25 protein-coding genes are annotated in these 23,908 nt (G+C 62.8%); 15 read left to right on the top strand and 10 right to left on the bottom strand.

What is annotated here, in order from left to right:
- Positions 1–30: 30 nt before the first annotated feature.
- A complete protein-coding gene (locus HV711_RS06805; protein ID WP_035479893.1) occupies positions 31–957 on the bottom strand; it encodes a LysR substrate-binding domain-containing protein in 927 nt (308 codons plus the stop codon).
- Between the two features lie 166 nt (positions 958–1,123).
- Here HV711_RS06805 and HV711_RS06800 point away from each other — a divergent pair, with 166 nt between their 5' ends.
- From HV711_RS06800 to HV711_RS06770, 7 genes are all read left to right on the top strand, one after another.
- Complete coding sequence (locus HV711_RS06800; RefSeq protein ID WP_175145030.1) at positions 1,124–2,446, top strand: hypothetical protein; 1,323 nt, start codon at positions 1,124–1,126, stop codon at positions 2,444–2,446.
- Between the two features lie 86 nt (positions 2,447–2,532).
- Entirely contained in the window at positions 2,533–3,477 is a 945-nt protein-coding gene (locus HV711_RS06795; protein ID WP_028360478.1) for a glutamate/aspartate ABC transporter substrate-binding protein, read from the top strand.
- 65 nt (positions 3,478–3,542) lie between these two features.
- Entirely contained in the window at positions 3,543–4,280 is a 738-nt protein-coding gene (locus tag HV711_RS06790) for an amino acid ABC transporter permease (RefSeq protein ID WP_035479896.1), read from the top strand.
- 1 nt (position 4,281) lies between these two features.
- The gene (locus tag HV711_RS06785) at positions 4,282–4,959 is read left to right on the top strand and encodes an ABC transporter permease subunit (RefSeq protein ID WP_035479897.1); all 678 of its coding nucleotides are present in this window, start codon (positions 4,282–4,284) and stop codon (positions 4,957–4,959) included.
- A complete protein-coding gene (locus tag HV711_RS06780) occupies positions 4,956–5,681 on the top strand; it encodes an amino acid ABC transporter ATP-binding protein (RefSeq protein WP_035479900.1) in 726 nt (241 codons plus the stop codon). Before HV711_RS06785 ends, HV711_RS06780 begins: the two co-directional genes overlap by 4 nt.
- A 28-nt stretch (positions 5,682–5,709) precedes the next feature.
- Entirely contained in the window at positions 5,710–6,600 is an 891-nt protein-coding gene (locus HV711_RS06775; RefSeq protein ID WP_035479902.1) for a LysR family transcriptional regulator, read from the top strand.
- 208 nt (positions 6,601–6,808) lie between these two features.
- Positions 6,809–7,759: a LysR family transcriptional regulator gene (locus HV711_RS06770; RefSeq protein WP_013587600.1), complete on the top strand. Its 951-nt coding sequence runs from the start codon at positions 6,809–6,811 to the stop codon at positions 7,757–7,759.
- Positions 7,760–7,814: 55 nt separating this feature from the next.
- Here the strand turns inward: HV711_RS06770 and HV711_RS06765 are convergent, their stop codons facing one another.
- Positions 7,815–8,438 (bottom strand): hypothetical protein, encoded by a 624-nt coding sequence (locus tag HV711_RS06765; RefSeq protein ID WP_013587599.1) that lies wholly within the window; start codon positions 8,436–8,438, stop codon positions 7,815–7,817.
- A gap of 420 nt (positions 8,439–8,858) precedes the next feature.
- On the opposite strand from HV711_RS06765, the gene HV711_RS06760 reads away from it, so the two are divergent.
- The 5 genes from HV711_RS06760 (at position 8,859) to HV711_RS06740 (ending at position 12,700) form a co-directional block, all read left to right on the top strand.
- Entirely contained in the window at positions 8,859–9,128 is a 270-nt protein-coding gene (locus tag HV711_RS06760; protein ID WP_013587598.1) for a hypothetical protein, read from the top strand.
- Between the two features lie 94 nt (positions 9,129–9,222).
- Positions 9,223–9,702 carry a hypothetical protein gene (locus HV711_RS06755; RefSeq protein WP_013587597.1) on the top strand — a complete coding sequence of 160 codons (480 nt, stop codon included), beginning with the start codon at positions 9,223–9,225 and terminating at the stop codon, positions 9,700–9,702.
- A 272-nt stretch (positions 9,703–9,974) separates the two neighbouring features.
- Positions 9,975–10,421 (top strand): very short patch repair endonuclease, encoded by a 447-nt coding sequence (locus HV711_RS06750; protein ID WP_035480510.1) that lies wholly within the window; start codon positions 9,975–9,977, stop codon positions 10,419–10,421.
- A 161-nt stretch (positions 10,422–10,582) separates the two neighbouring features.
- Positions 10,583–11,086 (top strand): YbhB/YbcL family Raf kinase inhibitor-like protein, encoded by a 504-nt coding sequence (locus tag HV711_RS06745; protein ID WP_013587595.1) that lies wholly within the window; start codon positions 10,583–10,585, stop codon positions 11,084–11,086.
- A 147-nt stretch (positions 11,087–11,233) separates the two neighbouring features.
- The gene (locus HV711_RS06740) at positions 11,234–12,700 is read left to right on the top strand and encodes an MFS transporter (protein WP_082201452.1); all 1,467 of its coding nucleotides are present in this window, start codon (positions 11,234–11,236) and stop codon (positions 12,698–12,700) included.
- A 117-nt stretch (positions 12,701–12,817) separates the two neighbouring features.
- Here the strand turns inward: HV711_RS06740 and otsA are convergent, their stop codons facing one another.
- The 6 genes from otsA to HV711_RS06715 form a co-directional block, all read right to left on the bottom strand.
- Positions 12,818–14,245, bottom strand: coding sequence for an alpha,alpha-trehalose-phosphate synthase (UDP-forming) (gene otsA, locus HV711_RS06735; protein WP_035480512.1), 1,428 nt, complete (start codon positions 14,243–14,245; stop codon positions 12,818–12,820).
- Between the two features lie 228 nt (positions 14,246–14,473).
- Positions 14,474–14,758, bottom strand: coding sequence for a hypothetical protein (locus HV711_RS06730; protein WP_035480513.1), 285 nt, complete (start codon positions 14,756–14,758; stop codon positions 14,474–14,476).
- A 154-nt stretch (positions 14,759–14,912) separates the two neighbouring features.
- The gene (locus HV711_RS33425; protein WP_013587591.1) at positions 14,913–15,140 is read right to left on the bottom strand and encodes a hypothetical protein; all 228 of its coding nucleotides are present in this window, start codon (positions 15,138–15,140) and stop codon (positions 14,913–14,915) included.
- A gap of 109 nt (positions 15,141–15,249) precedes the next feature.
- Complete coding sequence (locus HV711_RS06725; protein ID WP_013587590.1) at positions 15,250–16,650, bottom strand: sigma-54-dependent transcriptional regulator; 1,401 nt, start codon at positions 16,648–16,650, stop codon at positions 15,250–15,252.
- Between the two features lie 298 nt (positions 16,651–16,948).
- Positions 16,949–17,215 carry a hypothetical protein gene (locus tag HV711_RS06720; RefSeq protein WP_013587589.1) on the bottom strand — a complete coding sequence of 89 codons (267 nt, stop codon included), beginning with the start codon at positions 17,213–17,215 and terminating at the stop codon, positions 16,949–16,951.
- Positions 17,216–17,346: 131 nt separating this feature from the next.
- The gene (locus HV711_RS06715; protein WP_013587588.1) at positions 17,347–17,664 is read right to left on the bottom strand and encodes an ElaB/YgaM/YqjD family protein; all 318 of its coding nucleotides are present in this window, start codon (positions 17,662–17,664) and stop codon (positions 17,347–17,349) included.
- 312 nt (positions 17,665–17,976) lie between these two features.
- Between HV711_RS06715 and HV711_RS06710 the strand changes: the two genes are divergently transcribed.
- From HV711_RS06710 to HV711_RS06700, 3 genes are all read left to right on the top strand, one after another.
- Positions 17,977–19,035 carry a sigma-54 interaction domain-containing protein gene (locus HV711_RS06710; RefSeq protein WP_028360469.1) on the top strand — a complete coding sequence of 353 codons (1,059 nt, stop codon included), beginning with the start codon at positions 17,977–17,979 and terminating at the stop codon, positions 19,033–19,035.
- Between the two features lie 241 nt (positions 19,036–19,276).
- Entirely contained in the window at positions 19,277–19,915 is a 639-nt protein-coding gene (locus tag HV711_RS06705) for a hypothetical protein (RefSeq protein WP_244142667.1), read from the top strand.
- Entirely contained in the window at positions 19,912–20,454 is a 543-nt protein-coding gene (locus HV711_RS06700; RefSeq protein WP_028360467.1) for a hypothetical protein, read from the top strand. Before HV711_RS06705 ends, HV711_RS06700 begins: the two co-directional genes overlap by 4 nt.
- A 116-nt stretch (positions 20,455–20,570) precedes the next feature.
- Here HV711_RS06700 and HV711_RS06695 read toward each other — a convergent pair whose 3' ends face one another.
- Together HV711_RS06695 and HV711_RS06690 are read right to left on the bottom strand one after the other, a co-directional pair.
- Positions 20,571–21,917: an ABC transporter ATP-binding protein gene (locus tag HV711_RS06695; protein ID WP_013587584.1), complete on the bottom strand. Its 1,347-nt coding sequence runs from the start codon at positions 21,915–21,917 to the stop codon at positions 20,571–20,573.
- A 90-nt stretch (positions 21,918–22,007) separates the two neighbouring features.
- Positions 22,008–23,759: an ABC transporter permease gene (locus HV711_RS06690; RefSeq protein ID WP_035480515.1), complete on the bottom strand. Its 1,752-nt coding sequence runs from the start codon at positions 23,757–23,759 to the stop codon at positions 22,008–22,010.
- Positions 23,760–23,908: the final 149 nt, after the last annotated feature.

The following is a 23,908-nucleotide window of genomic DNA, read 5'->3' as shown; positions in this document are numbered from 1 at the left end:
AGGTCCAATAAAACAAAAAACGAAAAAGTTTTATCGGTGTGTGGAGACGTCGGGCGCAGTCCGGCCGAGTGCGTCCAGATGGGAGCGGAGAACCTTGATGAAATGCCGTGTCAGCAGGGACGGTGCTGTGTGCGCAGGCATCGCCATGCGCACAGGCACGTCGATCGCCGGCTCGAACGGTTTGACCAGCAACTGGCCGGCAAAGGTGCCGGCGACATAAGGATTGACGATGCCTACGCCGTTGCCCGCGCTGACGAGCGCGCAGATGGTGATCGACGAAGTGGTCTGGATCGCGAAGTCGGTCGGCATGTCATGTGCTTCGAGCACGGCCTTGATCGCAATGGTGAGGTCGTCCATTTCGCCGAGCGAAAGCAGACGCTCGCCCCGCAGCGCCTCCGCCTGCACGGTGCGCAGCGCTTCCAGGCGATGGCCGAGCGGCAGCACGCAAACCGCCGGCACGGTCTTGATGATCTCGGTCTCGAAGTCGAGTTCGTCGAGCTTGCCGGTCGTCAATATCAGATCGAAGAGGTCTTGCCGCAGCAGGTCGGTCAACTGGGGCGTCGCGGCCGTCTGCACATTCAGATACGCCTGCGGGAAGCGCCCACGGAACTCGCGAATGACCTGCGGCAACAGGCCGGTGCCAAGCGTGGGCGTACAGCCGATGTGCAATGCGCCCGTACCTGAATTGCGCAGAATCGACACGACGGATTCGATGCTTTCCAGACCGTTGAAATGCTTCTGCACCGTCTTGTACAGCAGTTGCCCTTCGCTCGTCGGCCGCAGCCGCCCATTGTGCATCTCGAACAGCTTCAGCCCGGAGGAACTCTGCAGTTCGGCAAGACGCCGGCTGATGGAGGGCTGGGTGGTATTGAGCGCGGCGGCAGCCGCGGTCGTCGTACCCATCTGCATGACGGCGCGAAATGCCTGTATTTGCTGGAAGTTTAGTGGCCGTGTCATGTAGGGCAAATCCGATCGACTTGTCGGGCGCGACTATACCAAAAATGAATAGTCATACAGCAAAAATGAATTATCCGACGTTGCAATGTGTCGATATTCTTCAGCCATTGTTCGCCCCGGCACAGCCCGACGGCGTTTTGCTACCTGCACCAGACTCAGCCCGCTCATGACCCCTTCGCCGCATCGCACTATTGCCCCTCTTCCGCTGCATGCGCGATCTGTCAGGCGTCTGTGCCCCATCCGACGGCTGGGCACCGGCGAGCGCCACCATTTCTTCGGCTACTACAACAAGAGCGTGTGGGACCGCACCGGACGCTACGTGCTCGGCAACGAAGTCGCCATGATGGATGCACCGCTTGTTCCGGAACTGCCGGCGGCAGTGGGCTATTTCGATGTTCAGGAAAACGAATCGTTTCATCCGATCGACACGACCACTGCGTGGAACTGGCAAATGGGCTGCCAGTTGCAGTGGCTCGACGGCGACGCCGGCCGCAAGGTGATCTACAACACCCGCACCGGTGACCTGTCCGCGCGCTATCCAGGCTTCGGCGCGACAGTTTTCGACATCGACAGCGGCAGGAAAACTGCGCTCTGCATGCCGGTCTACGTGTGTTCCCCCGATAGCCGCTACGCTCTGTGCGTCGATTACCGGCGCCTTTACGTCACGCACGAAACCATAGGCTACAGCGAGCACGGCGGCCCATTTGCGCTCCAACTCGCACCGGCGGACGACGGCATACACCGTCTCGATCTCGCAACAGGCGAAGCCGCATTGATTGTCAGCTACGACGATTTGCGCCGCTTTCACCATGTTGAGTCGATGGAGCGCGCCATTCACTGGGTGAGCCACATTGAAATCAATCCGGCATCGTCGCGCGTGCTGTTTCTGCACCGCTGGACCGAACGCACCGCAGACGAAACCTGTTTCCTGCACCGCCTCATTACCATGAACCCGGATGGCTCGGACATGCGCCTGCTCGAATGCTCGGATCATCCACTGCCGCAATTAGCGGATGATTTCGATCCTTCCGCGGTCGGCACCTTCGACTATGAGAAGTCCGAATACCAGATCTCGCATCCGTTGTGGCAAGACGATTCGCACATCGTCGTATGGGGCCCACACGCGGGCAGCATCCACTACCACCTGTATGAAGACAGCGATAACGGCCGCGTGCAAGTTATCGGCCGGGATCTGCTGACCGAAAACGGACATATGAGTTTTTCGCCCGTCGACACGCGCTGGCTGCTATCCGACACCTATCCGGACTCGCAAACGAACACACGTATTCTCTTTCTGTACGACATGCACGAAGGTCTTCGCTACGAGATCGGCAAATTCTATGCACCGCCGGATCTGAAGAAGGAAAACCGCTGCGATCTGCACCCCCGCTGGAACCGCGACGGCCTCGCCGTGTGCATCGACTCGGTTCACGAGGGCGCTCGCCAGATGTATGTGATCGACGTATCGCAGATTACCGGCGCACGCTGAAGCCGCGCCAGCACGCAGGAATCGACGCGTGGTCCGCCGCCGCGCCTGTCGGAGAACCGACAACAAAGCATGTTCAGGAGACCCTCATGAAACAGCAGCAACCTGCCCGTGCCGTATCGAGCCGCCGCGGCGCGATCAGCGCCTTCGCCGTGTTCGGCCTTGTCGCGTTGCATGCGCCGAATGCTGCGCGAGCGGCGGAAGCTGAACTGACAGGCACACTGCTCAGGGTCAGCAAAGAACGTGTGATTACCATCGGCTATCGCGACGCATCGGTTCCCTTCTCTTACTACGATGCGAACCAGCAGCCTATCGGCTACTCAATCGACATCGCCAATCTGATCGTCGAGCGCATCAAGACGGAAGTCAAGCTTCCGGACCTGAAGGTACGCACCATTCCGATCACCTCGCAAAACCGCATCTCGCTGCTGCAGAACGGCACGATCGACTTCGAATGCACGAGTACCACAAACAACGCGGAACGCGCGCAACAGGTGTCCTTTTCGAACACCTTCTTTGTGATCGGCACGCGATTGCTCGTCCGCACGAAATCCGGCATCAAGGACTTTGCGGATCTGAAGGACAAAACGGTGGTTGTCGGCGCGGGAACGACTTCCGAGAAAATCCTGCGCAAGATGAATGTCGAAAAGTCGATGAACATGGACGTCATCAGCGCGAAAGATCACACCGAATCGTTTCTCATGCTTTCCACCGGTCGCGCCAAAGCGATGATGATGGACGACGCGTTGCTCGCCGGCGAACGTGCGAAGGCGCGCAATCCAGAGGACTACGAAATTGTTGGCACCCCGCAAACTTATGAAGCCTACGGCTGCATGCTGCGCAAGAACGACGCAACGATGAAAGCCGTCATGGACGCAGCAATCGCCGATGCCCAGAAATCCGGTGCTGCCGCAAAACTGTATCAGCGCTGGTTCCAGCAGCCCATTCCTCCGAAACGCGTCAACCTGGGCTTACCGCTGTCTCCGCGCATGCAGACCCTGTTCGCCCATCCCGACGACAAGCCCACGTCCTGAGCCGCACCGAACAACGATGACGACATACATTCACCGCGCGCCGACGCGCGCAGATTGAGGCACTCATGGATTACAGATGGCACTGGGACGTCCTGCTGCAGCCCGTTGCTACCGGCGAGCCCGCGACCTATCTCGACTGGCTGCTGTCCGGGCTCGTCAACACGGTCGAATTGACGCTGCTCGCTTTTACACTCGCACTCGCGATGGGCACCGTGTTCGGCGTTCTGCGTACATTGCCCAACCGCGCCGCACATGCCGCGGGTGCCGCGTACGTTTCAATCTTTCGCGGCGTGCCGCTGATCGTGCAGTTTTTTATCTGGTTCTTCGCCGTGCCGGAACTGCTCCCTACCGCTTCCGGCGACTGGTTCAAGAGTCTCCCGTCGCATCCGCAGTTTCTGCTTGCGTCGGTGGTTTCACTCGGCGTCTACACAGGGTCGCGAATCTGCGAACAGGTACGCGCCGGAATATCGGCGCGCCCCGTCGGGCAGTTCCATGCGGCCTTCGCACTCGGACTCACCCGCACACAGGCATATCGCTATGTGCTGCTGCCCGTCACCTTTCGCACGATCCTCGGACCGCTGACCTCCGAGTTTCTGATCATATCCAAGAACTCCGCCGTGGCTTCCACCATCGGCCTGCTGGAACTGTCAGGTCAGGCGCGGCAACTTGTCGACTACACCGCGCAGCCATATGAGTCGTTTATCTGCGTAACACTCGCGTATATGGGACTCAACTTCGCGATTCTGCGCGGCATGGGCTGGGTGCGCCGGCGCACCGCGCTGCCTGGAATGATCGGGAGCTGATATGTTCGAGATGGACTGGCAATCCCTCATCGATTCGAGGGACGTACTGTTATCAGGCATGCTAATCACTTTGCAGATTACCGTGGTGGCGATCCTTTTCGGTCTCGCCTGGGGCACAGTGCTGGCGATATTCAGTTTATCCACTCACAGCGCTCTGCGGGTCTTCACGCAAGCGTATGTCTCGCTGTTCCGTTCGATTCCGCTCGTCATGCTGCTGTTGTGGTTCTTTCTGATCGTGCCGCAATTGCTGAAGACGCTTTTCAATCTGCCGTCCACGATCGACTTGCGACTCATTTCGGCACTGACCGCTTATTCGCTGCTCGAGGCCGCATTCTTTTGCGAAATCATTCGCGCGGGCATTGCAAGTCTGCCGCGCGAACAGCTTCAGGCCGGACACGCACTCGGCATGACGTCCGGGCAGACGCTGCGCTATGTGATTCTGCCGCAGGCATTTCGCGCGATGGTGCCGCTCGCGCTCACGCAGTGCATCGTCATCTTCCAGGACACATCGCTCGTCTATGTGATCGCGCTGGGCGACTTCTTCCGGCGAGTGACCGCGATCGGCGAGCGCGACGGCAACATCGTCCCCATGCTGATCGTTGCGGGCGTGGCTTACTGGGCGATCACGACCATGCTGATCGCAATCACCAACGGCGTTCGGATGAGATTTGCAAAATGATTGCATTGAAAGACGTGTCGAAATGGTACGGGCAATTCCAGGTCCTCGACAATTGCTCGATGCGCGTGAGCAAGGGCGAGGTGGTCGTCATCTGCGGACCTTCAGGCTCGGGTAAATCGACGTTGATCAAGACGGTCAATGGTCTTGAGCCTATTCAGCAGGGTGAGATCGCGGTTGACGGAATGTCGCCCGGCCGTAAAAGTGCCCACCTGTCGAAGCTGCGCGCGAAGGTCGGCATGGTATTCCAGCACTTCGAGCTGTTCCCCCATCTTTCCGTCGTAGACAATCTTGCGCTTGCGCAGATCAAGGTGTTAGGCCGCCATCGCGACGAGGCGGCGGCCAGAGGCCTGAAGCTGCTTGAGCGCGTGGGTCTACGAGCGCACGCGGACAAATATCCGGGCCAGCTCTCCGGCGGTCAGCAACAGCGCGTGGCCATAGCGCGAGCACTGTCGATGGATCCGATTGCCATGCTCTTTGACGAGCCGACTTCCGCACTCGATCCGGAAATGATCAACGAGGTACTCGACGTGATGATCGAGCTCGCACAGGAGGGCATGACCATGATGTGCGTCACGCACGAAATGGGCTTCGCCAGAAAGGTCGCCCACCGCGTCGTTTTCATGGATCGCGGACGTATTGTAGAAAACGCCCCGAAGGAAGAGTTCTTCGGCGCACCGAGCACGGATCGCGCGAGAGAGTTTCTCGCGAGGATTCTGCATTGAACACCAGACGCTCTTCTCAGCGCAGCCGATGACGATCAGCGCAAGCCATGACACGCAACTGCGTATGTTTGTCGCCGTGGCGAAATGCCATTCGCTGCGCGCAGCCGCCGACGCTGTCGGCATCACGCAGCCAGCCTTGAGCCGGCATATTCAGTCGCTTGAGCTGAAACTCGGTCACGCACTCTTCAGGCGTCATGGGCGCGGCATGCAACTCACGTCGGACGGCGAAGCGCTGTTTCGCACAGTCGAACCGCTCCTCGATGCACTCGACGAGTCCATCTCGCACGCCGCCGCGCACGGGCCGGGCTGGGGACTGTCGCTACGCATCGCCACGGTGCAGACGTTAATCGGGCACTTCATACCCAGTTTCAGCAAGGAACTGCTGCGAATCTACCCGCAAACGCGCCTTTCGCTGCAATGCGACAGCTCCAGCCACGTGGTGGAAATGGTTTTACGAGGCATGGCCGATCTGGGGCTCACGTATTCGACGGACCTGAGCACCACCGACCTTCAAAGCGTAGCGCTTCACGAGGAACGCCTCGCGCTCTACCACTGCACCAAAACCGATCTCAGCCGCGAGGCCCTGTCGCGGCTCTCGGAGTTGAAGCTTATCTTGCCGCCCCGTCATTTCGGAGTGCGACGCTACGTGGAGCGCGTGCTGGGCTGCCCGATACGGCCGTCGATTGAATGCGACTCGCTGGAGCTCTCATTGCGTATGGCATCCATTAGCCGATCTATTGCCCTGTTGCCGGAACATGTGCCGGAAGATCTAATAGCAAGCTGCAATTTAAAGCGCATAATTCTCGCGGATATTCCCCCCCGGCGGCTTGTCGCCTTCTGGCGTGTACAAAGCAGAAAGCCTGTCGTACTGGACGCGGCGATCGACATCGCCATGCGGACCCGTCCCGTCAAACAATAACATTACGTTAATTCAGCATTATTTCTGAGAGCATGGCACTGCCCCTTGGCCACGCTCATAATTGCACCGCGTTGCTTGACATGCACGCGAACGCTAAACACCTCCTGAAGCCGACAGATAATCAGGCCCAAATTGTCGAAGAAGATCCATTGCATCGTCGAGCGGCTTCATCGGGCAGCAACGCATATTTTTAAACGGTGAGGACACGATGAAGAATCATCAACTTCGCGCGCTCGTCGCCATTGCAGACGCCGGCAGCGTTCGCGGCGCAGCCCGCGCTCTGGGACTGTCGCCCTCCGCGATCACCCAGGCGCTGAAAGATCTCGAAGACTATGTGAACGCGCCCTTGTTGCAGCGCGCGTCGTCGGGGGCGACGCTGACCGAATGCGGCAATACGCTTCTCACTCATGCAAGGCTTATCGTGTCGCAAGTCGAGCGTGCTCATGGCGCGTTGAATGAGATGCGTGGTGAACCGTGCGGCAAGCTCTCCGTCGCGATCACGCCCTGGATTGCCTTATGTTTTCTGCCGGAGATCTTTATCCAGTTCCGCAAGCGCATGCCGAATGTGCAACTGGAGATGTTCGAAGGCCTCATGTCTATTGCGTACCCGCGCCTGCGCGATGGCAGTGTCGAGGTATTCGTCGGCCAGCAGGCACCGGACACGGTCAATACGGAATTCAACTTCCGCCCGCTGTTCTCCTGTGGAGTCACCGTCGTTGCGCGGAAGGGCCATCCACTCGCGCAGTCCCGCTCGCTTGCCGATCTGCTGGATGCGGACTGGCTGGTGTGTCTCGACTCTGACATGGAGTGCCGCCTCTCAAAGAAAATGTTCTATCGCAACGGCTTGCCGGAACCCCGCAACATTCACTTCACCCATTCATTAACGGTAGCGGCGTCGGTACTGCAAAGAACCGATGCAGTCAGCATTTTCCCGTGGCCGCTGGCAGAACTCTGTGTCTCGCGCTTCAAGTTCTGCGCATTTCCGCTGAGAGAAGAGCTGGAAGACACTTCCATCGGCATCGTGTCGCGCAATGCGCATCCTCACAGCGCGGCGGCGAACTGCCTGATCGATATACTTCTGGAAACCATCCGCAATAGCGATAAGACAGGAAGCGTGGAGGCGAGGCGGGTTCTGCAATCCACCGAGTTATTGTTCTGACTCGCGCAGCCGCGAGACCGGCGGCTATGCCCTCTCCGCCGGCTTATCGCTACATTCAGCGAATCGGTTTGCCGTCGCGCGTAATGAGAACCGCTGTTTCGGCGCGATATTTCGCATGCACGCTGTCGCCCACGGCAATCTTGTCGAGCGGTACATCCGGAGCGATTTGCAGCAGAACGCTGCGGGTCGGCCCGCGCAATACCACCTGGCGACGCTTGCGATCGAGGCTTTGCACCGTCGCGACCACGTCGACGTTGCGAAGCTTGACGGACATACCATGCGACATGGGCGTGGCCGACTCTTGTTCGACCCGCGAGCGCACGCCCTTCGCCTCGACTTTTTCCGCCGACAACAACAGTGCGCCTTGATATTCGACGTGAACTTCGTCGCCCACCTTGAGGAGCCTCACATCGGCGACCTCGGGGTCGACCGCGATGATCACAGTCTCTCCGCGCGATCCTTGCACGGTGATACGGCTCGTCGCTGTGTCGACGTTGACGATGCGGCTGGTGAGCCGGGCAATCGCCTCCGCGCCCGGGGCACTGGCCGGCGCGCCGGCGCTCGCGTGTTGAACCTGCGGCGGCTGCTGCGCGCGACTCGCCGACGGATGGACCACCACGATGGCCGCGGCAAACGCTAGGTTCAGCATACTCGACGATCGCACTGTAAGTGCACGCATATCTTGCTCCCTGTTTGTGATGAGTAGGTGTGACGGACAGCGGTCGTGACAACATCAGCGCGTCGAGCAATCAGTCGCCTGTCAACTGTCAGTCGCAAACGTATCGCGCGCACCTGTAGCCTGGGAAGACGCGCATCCGTGAACACGTTAATTGCCTGCGAACAGCGCCGGAACCCGCACGGCAACTTGCGCATTCCATCCATGTCGAAGGCGCCGTCTGTTCACGTCGTCTTCAACGAGCCGTGTTCGGTTTTTCTTTACGCGTACGCCATTCCTGTTCTTCCCGCCCAGAGTTGCTTGCATTAACTTTCCAACACGTTGCAGCGAGTAACGAACCCCGAGCCGCCACTTTCCAAGGTCTGAGTGGTGGACTTTCGCGGCCGCTTAACGCGGCCGCTTTTTTTTCGAGCAGGAGTGTCCATGAAAAAGATCGTTTCCACTTTGTTGTTCTGCATGTTCAGCGCCGCATCCGCATGCTGGGCACAGACGGAAGTCGATAAGACGCCGGCGGGCACGAACGATCAGATCGTCCAGATGCATCAGCGCATTTCCGCGGCTAACCGCACGTATGACGCAAAGGTAGCCGCCGCCAAGCGCGTGTATTCGCGGCAGAAAGCTGCGGCAGCGAAGGAGCGCGACGCCGCGGTCGCCGCCGCGCGCGACGGCGTTCCCTCCGCCGAAACGCAGTAAGCGGCTTGATCGGCGCGCTCGGAGATGCCGATTCCAGCGCGCGATGTGAAGACGATCCAGCACTGGTAAAACAGGTAGAGAAGAGGCGTCGAGCATGAGACGGGACAGCACTGCACGAGCGTTATCGCGCGGCATCAAGGCAAGCACCGACGAGAGCGAACTTCTTGATTCGGATAGCCAACTAATGGAGAACGATCCAGCAAAGGAAAGTAAAAAAGAAAAGGACAACGACGCAAAGAACCGGGAGGCGGCAAAGCGCAAAAGGCTCACTGCATCGAACCTCGATGCAATCATGACGCCCGGCGTCCGCTACACCTGCGTTGCCCTCGCAAGTCAACTGAACAGCAGCACGCGACAAATCAAGGCCTCACTGAGCCAGCTTGTCGACGCCGGCACCGTTCGTCACGTGCAAGAAGCCCGTACGGGCATCTACTGGGTCCCGACAAACGACGAGAAGCAGAGATTCGAGCAACGGCGCAGCGCACGCAGACAGCAGCTCGGCCATACGCTCGAAGGCTATGACGCGGAGTTGCGCAGGCTTCAAAGTCTGTGCATGCTGGTACGCCGGTCTTGAGCCCGCGTCAGCGCTCCTCCGACGCCGCGCGCAATACACCTGCAATCCGCAGCCGACTCCCGCAAGCCACGCGATTTTGCGTAAACTGGCAACTGCCGGTTAGAGCCGGCTTGCCTGCGCGCGGTTTTCATTGAATACCGAGCACGCCCCACGTGGCGCGCATCGTGCTCCCGACCAGGCAATCGCTGCCTAACGAGGAGCCGCATGAGTCCACCGAAGTGCCTTCCCTCCACGCCAGAGCGCTGCCGTTGCGCACACTCGCGTAGCTAGCCATGGTCGATATCGTCGACAGCGCGACGCGCAGCCGCATGATGTCCGGCATTCGCGGCCGCAATACGAAGCCGGAAGTGCTGATCCGCAGCCTGCTGCATCGGCGGGGTTTTCGCTTTCGGCTCGACGCGCGCGATCTGCCCGGACGCCCGGACATCGTGCTGCCCCGCTACCGTGCGGTCGTGCTGGTGCACGGCTGCTTCTGGCATGGCCACGACTGTCATCTTTTCAAATGGCCGCAGACCCGCCCGGACTTCTGGCGCGACAAGATCGGCCGCAATCGCGCGAACGACGACGAGGTCCACGCCGCGCTGCTCGCCGGCGGCTGGCGCGTCGGCGTCATATGGGAATGCGCTTTGCGTGGCGCCAATCGCGATATCGGGGGCGTGCTCACGCGGCTCGAGCAATGGCTGAAGAGCGACGCGCCGAGCTTCGAGGAACGCGGCTAGAGCCGCTCCAAACCCGGGGCGTTGTGCGAGCGAACCGGAAGCCCTCGGTGATACACTCGATTGGCTAACCCGAAGCGGCGCTCACGCGCCGGGCATCGCGAATGCGGCGCGCCGTACCGTTCGCTTCGGCCGTCAAAACCCGCCAAGAAGGGAGGCACACAATGGCTGATTTTCGTCTCTGGTCCGACGATTTCCCCAACAACGGCTTTATGCCGAAAGCGCACGAATACGACGACAAGGCGTTCGGCGTCGACGGCGAGAACATCTCGCCCGCGCTGCAGTGGGAAGGCGCGCCGGCCGACACGCAAAGCTTCGCGCTGACCGTGCACGATCCCGACGCGCCGACCGGCAGCGGCTTCTGGCACTGGGTGATCGTGAACATTCCCGCCGACGCGCGCTCGTTGCCGCGCAACGCGGGCAAGGCCGACGGCTCGCTGCTGCCGCAAGGCGCATTGCAGGTGCGCAACGATTACGGCACGGTGGGCTTCGGCGGCGCGGCGCCGCCGCGCGGCGACAGAACGCACCGCTATATTTTCCGGCTGCATGCGCTGAAGGTGCCGCATCTGCCGATCACTGCCGAAACCACCAACGCGGTCGCGCGTTTCATGACGCACATGAACGAAATCGACTCGACTACGCACACCGGCCTGTACGAGCTCAAATAACGACGCGCTTGCCGCTTGTCGGGTCGACCCGATAAGCGGCGCGGCACTGGCGCGCGCTACGAGCCGCGCGCAAGCCGCTTGCGACGGCATGCATGACCCGCGGCTCGCCGCCACGCGGCGGACCGCTCAAGGCGATTCGACTGATCGATGCACGCACAACCATCCCGCAACGACGGGACAGCCCTGCCCGACGCAGCGGACACGCTTGCCCCGGACAGCGCGCGGGCACCCAATACGGAACACGGCCTGCCGACGCCGCAACGCTATTGGGCGATGCTCGTCATCGCGCTTGCGCTGACGCTGGCAGTGCTCGACAGCGCGATTGCCAACGTCGCGCTGCCCACCATCGCGCGAAATTTGCGGGCGAGCGCGGCCGGCTCCATCTGGATCGTCAACGCCTACCAGCTCGCCATCACCATTTCGCTGCTGCCGCTCGCCTCGCTCGGCGACCGCATCGGCTACCGTCGCATCTATCTCGCCGGGCTGATCCTGTTCACGCTGGCCTCTTTCGGCTGCGCGCTATCCACTTCGCTGGCTACGCTCGCCATTGCGCGCGTCGTGCAGGGCTTCGGCGCCGCTGGCGTCATGAGCGTGAACACCGCGCTCGTGCGCATGATCTATCCGCCGACGCAGCTCGGCCGCGGCGTCGCCATCAACGCGATGGTGGTCGCGGTCTCCTCGGCGGTCGGCCCGACGGTGGCCTCCGGCGTGCTCGCCGTGGCGCCGTGGCCGTGGCTCTTTGCGATCAATGTGCCGATCGGTATCGCGGCAATTGCCGGCGGCTTCAAAGCGCTGCCGATGAACCGCGGCCACGAGTCGCCCTACGACGTGCTGAGCGCGCTCATGAACGCGCTGGTCTTCGGCCTGCTGATTTTCGCCGTCGACGGCCTCGGCCACGGCGAACGGCTCGGCTACGTCGCCGCCGAAATGATCGGCGCCGTGGTGATCGGCTACTTCTTCGTGCGCCGTCAGTTGAGCCGCCCAGCCCCGCTCTTGCCGATCGATTTGCTGAGGATTCCGATCTTCGCGCTGTCGATCGGCACCTCCGTGTGTTCGTTCTGCGCGCAGATGCTCGCGTTCGTGTCGCTGCCCTTCCTGCTGCAGGACGCGCTCGGTTTCTCCCAGGTCGACACGGGCCTCCTGATGACGCCGTGGCCCGCCATCATCATCATCGCCGCGCCGATTGCGGGCGTGCTGTCGGACAAGGTCTCGTCCGGCTGGCTCGGCGGCGTGGGGCTCGCCGCGATGACCGTCGGCCTGCTCCTGCTCGCCACGCTCGGCGCGCATCCCGACGCATGGCAGATCGCGTGGCGCATGGCGCTGTGCGGCGCGGGCTTCGGCATCTTCCAGTCGCCGAACAACCGCACGATGCTGTCGTCCGCCCCGCGGGAGCGCAGCGGCGGCGCGAGCGGCATGCTGGGCACCGCGCGCCTGACCGGTCAGACGCTCGGCGCGGCGCTCGTCGCGCTGATTTTCGGCGTTACGCCGCAGAATGGGCCTGTGATTGCCCTCTACGTCGCCGCCGGATTCTCCGCGGTGGCCGCAGTGGTCAGCACGATGCGCGTCGTGCAACGCGTCGAGCCGCGCCCGGCGTCAGGCTCGCGAAGCGGATAAGCAAAGGGCGCGCATCCTGCGATGCACGCCCTTTCTGCCGTTACCGCCAGTCTTCTTGCCCGCTGCGACGTGACCCGCTCACGCGGCTGAGCAAGCGCCGCGCAACCGCCGAACCGCTTACGACGATGCCGTCACGTCAGCGAGCTTTACCGCTTTGGCCGTCACCGAGGACGCCGTTGCCACGTTGCGCAAGTCGCCGAGGAAGGTATCGCGCCACACGGACAGGTTGTTCTCGCGCATCGGCGCCATCATGTCGGCGTGCCGCGCCTGGCGCTCGGCGAGCGGCATCGAGAGCGCGCGCTCGAGCGCCTCGGCCATCTGCGAGAGATCGAACGGATTGACGACCAGCGCGCCCGGCAACTGCTCGGCCGCGCCGGCGAACTGCGAGAGCACGAGCACGCCCGGATCGGCGGGATCCTGCGACGCGACATATTCCTTTGCGACCAGATTCATGCCGTCGCGCAGCGGCGTCACATAGCCGACCTGCGATTGACGGAACAGCGCCATCAGCAGATTGCGCTCATATTTGCGGTTCAGGTATTGGATCGGCGTCCAGTCGAGCTGCGCGAAGCGGCCGTTGATGCGCCCGGCCTCGCCTTCGAGCGTCTGGCGAATCCGCTGATAGGTCTGCACGTCGGAGCGCGTCGGCGGCGCGATCTGCACGAGCGACACGCGTCCGTGCCAGCCGGGCGCATTCAGCAGCAGACGCTCGAACGCCTGGAAGCGCTCGACGAGCCCCTTCGAATAGTCGAGACGATCCACGCTCATGATCAGCTTGCGGCCGCGCATGCCGTCGCGCAGGCTGCGTACCGGCTTGCGGTCGGTGAACTGCTCGGCGGCTTTGGCGATCGCATCCGGATAGATGCCGATCGGATACGCGGCCACCTTCAGGAAGCGGTTGTACGCGTGCACCATGCCGTCTTCGCTCGAGGTGCCATGATGGCCGCGCTCGATGAAATCGACGAACGACTGGCGATCGGCTTCCGTCTGAAAACCGATTACGTCGTAGCTGCACATCGCCTTCACAAGCTCGTCGTGCGGCGGAATGGTGCGCAGCACTTCGGGAACCGGAAACGGAATGTGCAGGAAGAAGCCAATCGGATTCTTCACGCCCAGATCGCGCAGGCAGCGCGCGAACGGCAGTAGGTGATAGTCGTGCACCCAGATGATGTCGCCGGGCTTGAGCAGCTCCTTCAGCTGCTTGGCGAGCGTCGCATTGACGCGCTGATAGCCCGCATATTCCTGACGGTCGTAGCGCGAGAGGTCGTTGCGATAGTGGAATGTGGGCCACAGCGTCGCGTTCGAAAAACCGCGGTAGTACTGGTCGTAGTCGCGTTTGGTCAGCCCGACGGTCGCATAGGTGACGTTGCCCTGCTTCTCGATCACGGGCGCGGACGGTTCGCTCACCGTCTCGCCGCTCCAGCCGAACCATACCCCGCCGGTTTCCTTCAACGCGTCCAGCACGCCGATCGCCAGGCCACCCGCTGCGGGCCGGCCTTCCTGGGTCGGCGCAACACGATTCGATACCACGATCAGTCTGCTCATTGGCGCTCCACCTGGTTCAGTTGTTTCGTTGCATACGGACATGTGCAAGAGCAATTGCACGCAAGTCGCGTGCCTTTTTTTCGTGCACCGAAAATAAAAATGTATGCAATTGTGACGAACAAGCAGGAACTCGCGATGCAAGTTCAATCTGCGGAATTTTCTTCCAGCCAAGCGATTGCCAGGGAAGATACGTTGCTCGCGGCAAGACGAACTTCGGCGTCGGCCCGTTCAGGCGTCCTGTTCTGAGCCGAGGTCGCGCTGATAGTCGATGCCTTCCTGGCGCACGCCGCCCTGGTTGAACTCGCCGTCGGGCGGCGCGTCCGGGGCGACGCGGTTCTGCGCGGACGGATCGTGGTGCTGTGCGGCCGAAGGCGCCGCTGGCGTGACGGGCGCGCCGGGCGCGGCCTGAGAGTCAGGAACAGGGGCGGAAGACGCGGGTGGAGCGTCCTTGCTCGCAGGACGGCCGTCGCGCTTCGAGTGGCGTGCGGAGCGCCGCAGCGCTGGATGTCTCATGATCGATGCCTCCGGGCAAAGCCGCGCCGCCAGGCGACGGCGGCATCAACACAGTCTAGGAGCGGCAACGGTAAATTGCCGGTAAAACCTGCGTCGCATTTGTAACATGTACACAAAATCCCTACGGGAGGCTAGAGGCGCAAGCCACGATCACTCAGACGCGCAGAGAGATTGGCGGACGCCGACTGGCCTGGGGAGTTTGCGTGGGCTGCGGCGGCGGATCGCCGATCGGCGGCTCGACCGGCTCGATGGGTTGCGGACTCGGATCGGGCACGGTGTCGGGCTCGCCCGGTGTCGGCGGCGCGGTGGGCGGCTCGATCGGCTCCGGACGATGCGCGTGCTTGCGAAGGGGCTGCGCGGGAGCGGCGGCGGATTGCGGCATTGTCGGTGATCCTCGCGATGCGTGTCCGTTCGGATTCAGCAAGGCCTGTGCCGGCTTGCCGTCTGTGAGAGTCGCAGCCGCGCTCCCGGCTGAAGGGCGGCTTGCGGCGCTACGCGTCCGCGCCGCCCAACGCGCGCGATTCGTCGGCGGAATCGCCCTCTTCGCGCGCGTCGTTGCCGTATTCCACGAGGCGGTTGTACAGCGTCTTCAGGCTGATGCCGAGAATCTCGGCGGCACGCGTTTTGACGCCGCCGCACTGCTCGAGCGTGGCCAGAATCAGCTGACGGTCGGCCTCGGCGAGCGACGTACCGAACGGAATCGTGATCGCCGTGCCCGCCGCGGGCTTCGACAACGTGATCTGCAACGGCACCGTCGCGGTGCTGTCCGAGTCGGCGCCCGACATAATGTGCGCACGCTGCACATAGTTCTTCAGCTCGCGCACATTGCCGGGCCACGGGTACGACAGCAGCATCTCCTTCACTGCTGGCGGGAAATGCTTTTTCGTGCCGTGCCGCTCGTTGAGCTCGTCGAGAAACGCCTGCGCGAGCAGCTCCACGTCCTTGCCGCGATCGCGCAGCGGCGGCAGGCTGATCGGAAACACGTTCAGCCGATGGTAGAGGTCGAGCCGCAGCTTGCCCTCCAGCACCGCCTGCTCCGGATCGCGGTTGGTCGCCGCGATGAGACGCACGTCGGTCTCGATTTCCTTCGTGGTGCCCACCCGCATGAACATGCCGGTTTCGAGCACGCGCAAGAGCTTTACCTGCAGCTCGATCGGCATTTCGGTGATTTCGTCGAGGAACAGCGTGCCGCCGTTCGCGCGCTCGAAATAGCCTTTGTGCTGACGGTCGGCGCCCGTGAACGAACCGCGCTCGTGGCCGAACATTTCCGACTCGATCAGATTCGGCGAGATCGCGCCGCAATTCACGGCGAGAAATGCATGTTTGCGGCGCAGGCTCAGCTCGTGCAGCGTCTGCGCGGCCACCTCCTTGCCGGTGCCGGATTCGCCGACGAGCATCACCGAAGCCGCCGTCGGCGCGACGCGGCCGATCTGGTCGTAGACCTCCTGCATGGCCGGCGAATTGCCGAGCATCAGGCCGAAGCGGCCCATGCGGCGCAGTTCGCCGCGCAATGTGCCGATTTCCGCCTTCAGGTCGCCGGCGCGCGGCAGGCGCGACAGAATCGCCTTCACGCGCTGCATGTTGATCGGCTTCACCAGATAGTCGGTGGCCCCCATCTTGAGCGCGTTCACCGCCGACTCGACGGTGGCATGGCCGGTAATCACGATCACTTCCACGCCGGAGCGCGGGTCGAGATCTTCGAACAGTTCGACCCCGCTGCCGTCGGGCAGCTTGAGATCGGTAAAGACAACGTCCGGCATCTGCCGGACCAGTTGAATGCGCGCTTCCCGCAGATCGCCCGCGGTGGCGGTGGTGAGGCCGTCTTCCCCGATGATGGCGGAAAGCGCCTCGCGGGTACTCGCGTCGTCATCGACAATCAGTACATGTGGCATCGCGTCTCGAAAGCCTGCAAGCGTGGGAGGAACAGCATGCGGCGGGGCATGCTAAAAACGGCGACGACCTCGCGCGAGAAGCGGGCATCTATCTCTCAAAGTGAGCATACGCCAACTTCCGTAGACCGCTTGGTCACCGATTTCGCTCAATATTGCAACAATGCACGCGAAAAATTGGGCGTGATCGGCACTATTGTTGTGTATTTACCTATTATAAGGCTTTACTGAGACAATTTAACAGTCCCGGCCCACGCCGCACGCCGGAAGGGCCGGCGCGGCGCGGGGCCGCGAAGCAGCCTCAGCTGCTGTGCGGGAAAGGCCAGGCGTCGGGGTGGGCGGAGCCGTTCGGGCCGTGTGCGCCGGGACCCGCGGTTGCCGCGACGCTTCCGCCGGACTGCGCCGACGAGGCCGACGGCGTCACGACCGCGCCGCCCTCGTCTTCCCAGCGGTTCAACTCGCGCCCCGTCGTCGACTGGGCCGCGCGGCTGCGCTGCACATAGCGCACCGCGAGATAGCCGCCGAGCGCCATGAGCGCACCGAAAATGCCAATTTTGGGTCGAGCCATCATGAACTCCTTATGTTGGGCTGGGGTGGGGCCGGGGTGGGGCTTGCGTTGGCTTGTGCTGATCAAGCGCCAGGCAGGTAAGCACCGGCGCGCGTCCGCGGCGATCGCGGAGGCAGCCGGCCGAACTGCGCTCAGCGCGCGGTCAGCACGCCGAGCACGAAGCCGACGCCCGCAGCGATGGCGACCGAGCTCCATGGGTTCTGTCGCACGTAACGTTCCGTGTTGACCGTCGCGTAGCGGTAGCGCCGGTGCGCGTTTTCCTGCGCGTCGCCGAGCGCGGATTGCAGCGTCTCGACGTGATTGCCGAGCTTCTGGCGCAGTGCGCCGACGCCCTCGCCCGGCACGTTCGCGGCTAGCCGCAGCATTTCCTCCGAATCCTTCAACAGCACTCGCAGATCCTCGACGATCTTCTGGCCGCCGAGTGCAAGCTGTTGCGTCGTGTCAGTCATCTTTCGCTCCTCGTCCAGGTTCAGATGTTCGCGTCGCGCGGGAGCCGCGCTATGTGGCCCAGCGCACGCATGTCGCGGCCGAGCCGCAAGCGCTGTGCCCGGTAAATCTGGGCCGCCCGGGTCGCAACGCGATGACGTCGAAAGCACTTTCGACCGACTTTGTGCGGCGCTTGCCCGAACGCTGTCACATAGATTGCAGGAAGCGCCGCCAAAGTGGTTAAATCGACCTTTGTGAGATAGGACTTTTGCCATCTCGTTCCCAGGCCTGCGCGCCGCAACAACGAAATTCATTTGCACAGGACTTCCCCGTTTATGGCGTCAATCGATCTGGACTCGCCCACTGTGTCCGCCGGCGGCAGCGCTTCCGCCCAAGCGAAGCAGCGCGTCGCCGACGGCATCGCGGGACTCAAATCGTACGGCCTGCTGTACGGCTCGTCGCCGGTGATGCTCGATCTGTACGAGCAGATCGAGCGCGTCGCGAGCACCGATGCAACCGCGCTGATCATCGGCGAATCGGGCACCGGCAAGGAGCTGATCGCCCGCACGATCCACGACCAGAGCAGCCGCCGCGAGGCGCCCTTCGTCGCCGTGAATTGCGGCGCGATTCCCGACGAACTGATCGAAGCCGAGTTGTTCGGCCATGAAAAAGGCAGCTTCACCGGCGCGGTGCAAGGGCGCGTCGGCTACTTCGAGCATGCGAACGGCGGGACGCTCTTTCTCGACGAAGTCACCGAAATGGCGCCCGTGCGCCAGGTGAAACTCTTGCGCGCGCTCGAAACCGGCACGTTCTATCGCGTGGGCGGAAATGAGCTGATCAGCGGCAATGTGCGCGTGATCGCCGCGACCAATCGCGACCCGGCCGTGGCGGTCAAGGAAAACGGTTTGCGCGAAGACCTCATGTACCGCCTCGCGGTTTTTCCGTTGCGCGCGCCCCCGCTGCGCGAACGCGAGAACGACCGCGAACTGCTCGCGCAGCACTTTCTTGCGCAGCTCAACCAGCAGGAAGGCACCAACAAGAGTTTCAGCAAACGCTCGATCGAAACGCTGCGCACGTGGTCGTGGCCGGGCAACGTGCGCGAGCTGAAAAACGCCGTGTACCGCGCGTTCATTCTCGCCGAGAAGACAGTCGAGCTGCCGCATCCGCACCTCGCGTCGAAAGTGAAGCGGCCCGTCACGCAAGGCGATGCGATGAGCGTGTGGATCGGCACGCCGCTCGCCGACGCGCAGAAGCAGATCATTCTCGGCACGCTGAAGTACTGCGGCGGCGACAAGCGGCGCGCGGCAAAAGCGCTCGGCGTCAGCCTCAAAACGCTCTACAACCGCCTAAGCGCATACGGCGACGAAAGCACGGAAGAAGATACAGAACAGTAGACGGGCGCGCGCAGCACTTTCCTCTCGAAACAGTTCGCACCACCAATCAAACCGGCCTGCAGGCCGAGCAGAAACCGGTTTGACGCGCATCATCTTTTGCAATTGCTTGCACTTTCCCTCTGCCATTTACAAAACGCATCCTGCAAAATGCAGCAGCCCATTTTTAACGATGGGACGATCTGCCGCGGGTTCGACGCTTCCTTCGCGCGAACCGCGGCACTTGCAAGAACAGAGACAGGGAATGCAAAACAAAACAGTGTGCGGCGCGTGGTTCGGAGCGCGCCTGGAAACGCTCCTGACACTGCGCTTCGGGTCGCGCGTTGAAGCTGGCGGCCAGCAACCGGCTGCCCGTGGACGTCGTGGGGCCACGGCGTTCGCGGCCCTCGCCGTGGCGCTCGGGTCGACGCTCTCCGGCTGCAGTTCGGTCTACACGGAAGGCGCGACTGCCGGTGCGGGTATCGCCGGCGCCGCGCTCGCCGCGAAAGTCACGAGCAATGCCGCCGTCGCGACCGGCATCGGTCTCGGCGCGGTGGCCGCGGCGCGAGCCGGCGTGCAGTACTCGGAGCGCGTGGTCCACAAGAACACGCAGGACGGCATCGCGAAAATCGCCGGCCCGCTCGACGTCGGCGCAGTCGCCCCGTGGAGCGTCACGCATTCCATGCCGATCGAAGACGACGAGCACGGCCGCGTCACGGTCAGCCGCACGATCAGCGCGGGCGCGCTCGACTGCAAGGAAATCGTCTTCTCCGTCGACCACATCGCCACGAAAAACGTCCCGGCCAGCAGCGCGTTCTACGTCGCGTCGATCTGCCGCGACGGCGATACCTGGAAGTGGGCGTCGGCCGAACCCGCCACCGAACGCTGGGGCGCATTGCAATGACGGCGCGTGCGCTCGCGGCTGCCAAGCCGCTTCGTCGCGTGAGCCTGACGGCGTTCGCCGGTGCGCTGTGCATCGGCGCGAGTGTGCTGATGAGCGGCTGCTCGTCGATCGGCGCGGCCAGCGGCGCGGCCGCCGGTGTGGCGTCCGGTCTCGTCACCTCGAATCCGGCGGTGGGCATCGGCGTCGGTATCGCCGTGCAAGCGGCAACCGACGAGGCCGTCGGCCGCTACATGCGCACCATGCACAGCGATCAGCAGAACCTGATCGCGGCATTGGCCGGCGCCATGCCGGTCGGCGAAACACGGCCGTGGTCCGTCAAACATACGCTGCCCATTGAAAACGGCCACGGCCAGGTGCGCGTCACGCGCGCGTTCGGTTCGGCGCTCGCGCTGTGCAAGGAATTCGTGTTCTCGGTGCAGGACGGCGACGGCCCCAACGCGCACGAAGACTGGTACACGGCCAGCGCGTGTCAGCAGGACAAGGGCTGGAAATGGGCGTCTGCCGAGCCCGCGGTGGAGCGCTGGGGCACTCTGCAGTAGCCGCGACGCGCATGGCGCCCGACGCAGGACAATCCACGGTCCGCGCGGCAGAACGAAAAAACGGCAGGGTCTCCCCTGCCGTTTTCATTGAACCGGGCGCATGAACACGCGTGCGATCACGACTCCACGTCTTCCAGACTGAAGATTTCGGTCTGGTCGTTGTACGAGAAAATCTCGCCGTAGCGGCCCCAGTTGATGACCGCGTCGAGCGTCTCTTCCGCGGCGCTATCCGACAAAAAGTCTTCCAGTTCCTGCTCGAAGCGCACGCGCGGCGCGCGGTGCCCCGGGCGCTCGTTGAGCACCTTCTTGATTCGCGCGGCAAGCGGCACATGGCGCAGCAGATGCTCGGCGAACATCATCTTGCGCTCCTGGGTGCCGAACTCGGCGAACACGCGCGCGGGCGGCGTCAGGAAAATATCGCCCTCGCGCACGTCCGCGAAACCGAGATGCTGGAGCACTTCCGCGACCGGGAACAGATCATCCACTTCCAGGTGCAGCGAACGCGCAATTTCCGGCATGTCCGCGCGGCCGTGGTACGGCGCCGCGGCGAGCGTCTCGATCAGGCCGGCCATCAGGTTGGTCGACACATGCGGCAACCAGCTGTGCAGTTCCAGCCCCTTCCTCGTCTTCTCGTCGGTCTGACGCGCGGTCATCTTCGCGTAGATTTCGTCGACCAGCCGCCGGAACGCCGGGTCGAGACGATTGCGCGGATGCTTGAACGGCACCTTGATTTCGGCAATCACGCGGCCCGGATTCGACGACAACACGAGAATCCGGTCGCACATGAAGACGGCCTCTTCAATGTTGTGCGTGACGATCAGCACCGACTTGATCGGCATGCGGCCTTGCGTCCACAAGTCGAGCAGGTCGGTACGCAAGGTCTCGGCGGTCAGCACGTCGAGCGCGGAGAACGGCTCGTCCATCAGCAGGAGCGTCGGGTCGACCACCAGCGCGCGCGCAAAACCGACGCGCTGGCGCATGCCGCCCGACAGCTCGCGCGGATAAGCGTTTTCGAAGCCGTCGAGGCCGATCAGGTCGATTGCCGCGAGCGCGCGCTCGCGCCGCTCGCGCGCCGCCACGCCCTGCGCCTCCAGTCCGGCTTCCACGTTTTGCAGCACGGTGAGCCACGGGAACAGCGCGAACGTCTGGAACACCATCGCGACGCCCTTCGCCGGGCCCTCGAGCGGCTTGCCCATATAGGTGACTTCGCCGTCGGTCGGCTCGATCAGACCGGCGATGATGCGCAGAAGCGTCGACTTGCCCGAGCCCGAACGCCCGAGCAGCCCGACGATCTCCCCTTCGCGCAGCGACAGGTTCGCGTCGTCGAGAACAAGCAGTTCGCCCTGCGTCTTGTTGAAACCGCGGCACACGTCCTTGACGCGCAGGATTTCTTCGCCGAGGCGCGGCGGCTTCGGCGGCGTCTGGATCGGCGCAGCGGTCATTGCAGCTTTAGGATTTTGCATCGCGTTATGCCTTCAATTCTCAGGAAAACGCCGGGCCGCCCAGGTCTTCGTGCTTCCTCGGGGCCGGCGCGTAGCGGCAGCGGCGGGGCCTCAGTCCAGCCGAAGCTTGGCTTCCGCGTAGGCGTACATCGGGCGCCACAGCAGGCGGTTGAACAACGTCACGAACAGCGACATCACGGCGATGCCGACAATGATCTTCGGATAATCGCCCGCGGCAGTGGACTGCGCGATATAGGCGCCGAGCCCGTGCGCGGCAACCCTGGTGTCGCCCCACTGCACGAATTCCGCGACGATGCTCGCGTTCCAGGCGCCGCCCGACGCGGTGATCGCGCCCGTCACGTAGTACGGGAAGATGCCCGGCAACATGGCCTGACGCCACCATTGCCAGCCGCGAATATGAAAATTCTTGGCCGCCTCGCGATAGTCGTTCGGATACGACGTCGCGCCGGCAATCACGTTGAACAGGATATACCACTGCGTGCCGAGCACGATCAGCGGCGAGAGCCAGACGTCCGGGTTCAGATGGAAGCGCACGATCACGATCACGAACACTGGAAACAGCAGGTTCGCCGGAAACGCCGCCAGGAACTGCGCGAGCGGCTGGATCTTCTCGGCGAGCGCCGGCCGCAAGCCGATCAGCACGCCGACCGGCACCCAGATCACAGAAGCCAGCGCGATCAGCAGCACCACGCGCAACAGCGTGATAAGACCGAGCAGAAACACGTGGCCGACCTCGTCCAGCGACACGCCGGTGCGCACGTAGATGAACACGCGATACACCACATACACGGTGCCGAGCAGCACCAGCGCGCCCCACACGATGTCGCCGACGCGCGAGCTCTTCTGCATCTGCGGAATCGGGAAGCGCGGCCCTTGCAGCGCGGGCAGGCGGAACGGCACGCGCGCCGCCTTCGCGAACATCCAGCCGAGCGGCACGAGCAGCCGGTGAATCAGGCGCGTGCGGCGAATCAGGTCGAGCAGCCAGGATTCGGGCGCGTCGCCGGAACTGGTGTTTTCCATGCGGAACTTGTCGGCCCACGCCACCAGCGGGCGGAACAGGAGCTGGTCGTACGCGAGAATCACCACGGTCATCGCCAGAATCACCCAGCCGATCGCGTGCAGGTTCTTCTCCGTGATGGCCGCTGCGAGATAGGCGCCGATGCCGGGCAGCGTGATCGTGTTGTTGCCGACCGTGATCGCCTCGGAAGCGACCACGAAAAACCAGCCGCCCGACATCGACATCATCATGTTCCAGATGAGGCCGGGCATGGAGAACGGCACTTCCAGCTTCCAGAAGCGCTGCCACGACGTCAGATGAAAACCGCGCGAGACTTCGTCTAGATCGCGCGGCACCGTGCGCAGCGACTGGTAGAAGCTGAACGTCATGTTCCACGCCTGGCTCGTGAAGATCGCGAAGATTGCCGCGAGTTCGGCGCCGAGCACGCGCCCGGGAAAGAGCGCAAGAAAGAACGTGACGGTAAACGAGATGTAGCCGAGCACCGGCACCGACTGCAGGATGTCGAGAATAGGCACCAGCACGAGGCCGGCGCGGCGGCTTTTCGCGGCGAGCGTGCCGTAGACGAGCGTGAAGATCAGCGACGCGACCATCGCCGCGAGCATGCGCAAGGTGGTGCGCATCGCGTACTCGGGCAGATTCGCCGGATCGAGCGAGATCGCCTGGGTTTTCAGTGTCGACATCGGCGCGAGCGTCTCGTGAAAGCCGATCGCCGCCATCGCGATAATGCAGATGATGAGCGGGAACGCGACGAAGTCCCAGCGATTGGGCAGCACGCGCCATGCGGACGCATTGGCGGTGCGCTTCAGGTCAAAGCTGAAATCCATCAGACCCACTCCTTATGTATACAGGCGCTCGAACGCGAGAAGGAGGCCGCGGCTGCCGCGCGGCGGTCTGAAGATCGGTCCGGAAAGCGGAAATCAGGCATGGCAAAACGCGTGTGAGCGGTAAATCGTTAGCGTAGGAGACATCTGGA

The sequence above is a fragment of the Paraburkholderia phenoliruptrix genome (genome assembly GCF_902859825.1).
Lineage (GTDB): Bacteria > Pseudomonadota > Gammaproteobacteria > Burkholderiales > Burkholderiaceae > Paraburkholderia > Paraburkholderia phenoliruptrix.
This window is presented reverse-complemented; position numbering and strand designations above follow the sequence as displayed.